Annotated in this window: 2 protein-coding genes; both read left to right on the top strand. The window is 54.3% G+C overall.

Annotation, left to right across the window (positions count from 1 at the left end):
- Window positions 1–125 precede the first annotated feature (125 nt).
- Window positions 126–866 carry a DNA methyltransferase gene (locus tag K225_RS22015; protein ID WP_238323286.1) on the top strand — a complete coding sequence of 247 codons (741 nt, stop codon included), beginning with the start codon at window positions 126–128 and terminating at the stop codon, window positions 864–866.
- 10 nt (window positions 867–876) lie between these two features.
- The gene (locus K225_RS21310; RefSeq protein ID WP_238323285.1) at window positions 877–2,475 is read left to right on the top strand and encodes a DEAD/DEAH box helicase family protein; all 1,599 of its coding nucleotides are present in this window, start codon (window positions 877–879) and stop codon (window positions 2,473–2,475) included.
- Window positions 2,476–2,547: the final 72 nt, after the last annotated feature.

Genomic DNA, 2,547 nt, shown 5'->3' with positions numbered 1-2,547 from the left:
CTGCTTAAGAAAGCAGCAGGTTAGGGTTAGTACGTGGATCAGATTTAGATGGAAATCCTGGGGGTTAGTGGGTCACTTCTGCGTGGAAATCAACATACGGAACGCAAGGATCAATTTCAACCGAATTGGCGGATCTTTTTGGTCTCGATCAGAGCCCGATCGACAATCCAAAGCCCGTCGAGATGATCAAGGATTTCGTCCGCTGGTTTGCCGAGCCCGACGACATCGTAGTCGACTTTTTCTCCGGGTCCGCGACAACCGCACATGCCGTGATGGCGCTAAACGCTGAGACAGGAACAGCACGGCGATTCATTCTCGTCCAGCTTCCCGAAGCCTGCGAAAAAGGAAGTACGGCTGAGAGGGCTGGTTTCTCCAACATAGCCGAACTCAGTCGCAAGCGAATCAAGCTTGCCGGCCAGAAAATAAAGAAGGAGCACAGTTCTTCACCGGTTGATATTGGTTTTCGCGCATTCAGAATCGATTCCACAAACATGGCCAACGTCTACTACGTGCCTGACGCGCTCGAAAAAGCAAACCTTGATTTGTTCGTCGACAACATCAAGCTTGACCGCACACCTGAAGACCTGTTGTTCCAAGTAATGTTGGATTGGGGCGTCGATCTGGCCTTACCTATCTCTAAGCAAGCCATCCAGGACAAAGTCGTTTTCTTCGTCGATGGCAATGCACTGGTTGCCTGCTTCGATGCCCATGGAGGCATCGATGAAGGCTTCGTCAAGGAACTGGCGAAGCATCAGCCCCTGCGTGTGGTGTTCCGTGACGCAGGTTTCAAGGACAGTGCCGTCAAGATCAACGTCGAACAGATTTTCAAGTCGCTCTCGCCCTCCACCGAAGTGAAATGCATCTAAGGGGGTGGCGATGAAACTGAAATTCAAGACACAGCCCTACCAAACCGCTGCCGTACAGGCAGTGGTGGATTGCTTCAAGGGACAAACACCGCAGCATGGCGGGGTTCGCTATCGCCTGGACCCCGGCGTGAAGAAGGCGGCACCGGCGAGCCCTCAATCTGCTCTCGATCTCGAAGCGGAAGCAGTCGCCGACCAGGAGGCCGCATTCCGCAACGCGGATGTTACTTTGTCCGATGCTGCACTTCTGGACAACATCCAGCAAGTGCAGCGCTTGCAGAACCTGCCGGTATCAGCAGAGCTGGTGAAGACCAAGGTGAGCAAGCTCAATCTCGATATCGAGATGGAAACCGGGACTGGCAAGACCTACTGCTATATCAAGACGATCTTCGAGCTGAACAAGCAGTACGGCTGGAGCAAGTTCATCATCGTCGTGCCCAGCATCGCCATCCGTGAAGGTGTAGCGAAGTCGCTGGAGATCACGGCAGATCACTTTCTGGAGACCTATCAGAAGAAGGCCCGCTTCTTCATCTACAACTCCAAGGCGCTGCACCATCTGGAGAGTTTTTCGTCTGACGCAGGCATCAACGTGATGGTGATCAACGTGCAAGCCTTCAACGCGACGGGCAAGGACGCCCGCCGCATCTACGAAGAGCTGGACGACTTCCAGTCACGTAGGCCGATCGACGTGATCAGCGCCAATCGCCCTATCCTCATCCTGGACGAACCCCAGAAGATGGAGGGCGGCAAGACGCTGGATTCGCTGGTCAATTTCAAGCCATTGATGGTGCTACGCTACTCGGCGACCCACAAAACCACGCACAACAAGATTCACCGCCTAGACGCACTGGATGCCTACAACCAGAAGCTGGTGAAGAAGATCGCTGTGCGTGGCATCTCAGTCAGAGGCTTGGCGGGTACCAACGCCTATCTCTACTTGCAAGGCATCGACGTTTCCACCAAGAAGCCGCCCGAGGCACGTGTCGAGTTTGAACAAAAGCTCGCCAGCGGCCAGATCAAGCGTGCGGTACGCAAGCTGTCAAAAGGCGACAATCTCTTTGTGCTGTCGAACGAGCTGGATCAGTACCGTGGCTATGTGGTCTCCGACATCAATGCCATTACCGACACTTTGAGCTTCACCAACGGTGTCGAGCTTCAGGTAGGCGAAGCAGACGGCGATGTGAACGAAGCCGCGCTACGCCGCATACAGATTCGCGAAGCAATCAAGGCGCACTTCGATAAGGAGCAGGCCTTGTTCCAGCAGGGCATCAAGGTACTGACCCTGTTCTTCATCGACGAAGTCGCCAAGTACCGGGACTACAGCGCTGCCGATGAAAAGGGCGAATACGCCCGTGTATTCGAAGAGGAATATCAGCTCTACCTGAATGAGGTACTGGACCTGGACGAAACGCCTTACATCAAGCACCTGAAGGGTATTGCCGTCGAGAAGACCCACAGCGGCTATTTCTCGATCGACAAAAAAACCAAGAAGCTGGTGGACCCGGAGGTGGGCAAGAAGTCCACCGAAGCCGACGATGTGGATGCCTATGACCTGATTCTGAAGGACAAAGAGCGCCTGCTCTCCCTGAGTGGGTATTTCGGACCAACGTGACCGCTGGTTTCGGTATCGTGACCGAGGATTTCGGCCCATCGTGACCGACTCCGTTGTCGGTTCATCGTGACC

The sequence above is a fragment of the Acidovorax sp. JHL-9 genome, from assembly GCF_000426205.1.
GTDB classification, from domain to species: domain Bacteria; phylum Pseudomonadota; class Gammaproteobacteria; order Burkholderiales; family Burkholderiaceae_C; genus Acidovorax; species Acidovorax soli.
This window is presented reverse-complemented; position numbering and strand designations above follow the sequence as displayed.

Excerpts from the sequence above, each read along its gene's own strand:
- K225_RS21310 (WP_238323285.1), top strand. The coding sequence starts at position 877 with ATGAAACTGAAATTCAAGACACAGCCCTACCAAACCGCTGCCGTACAG.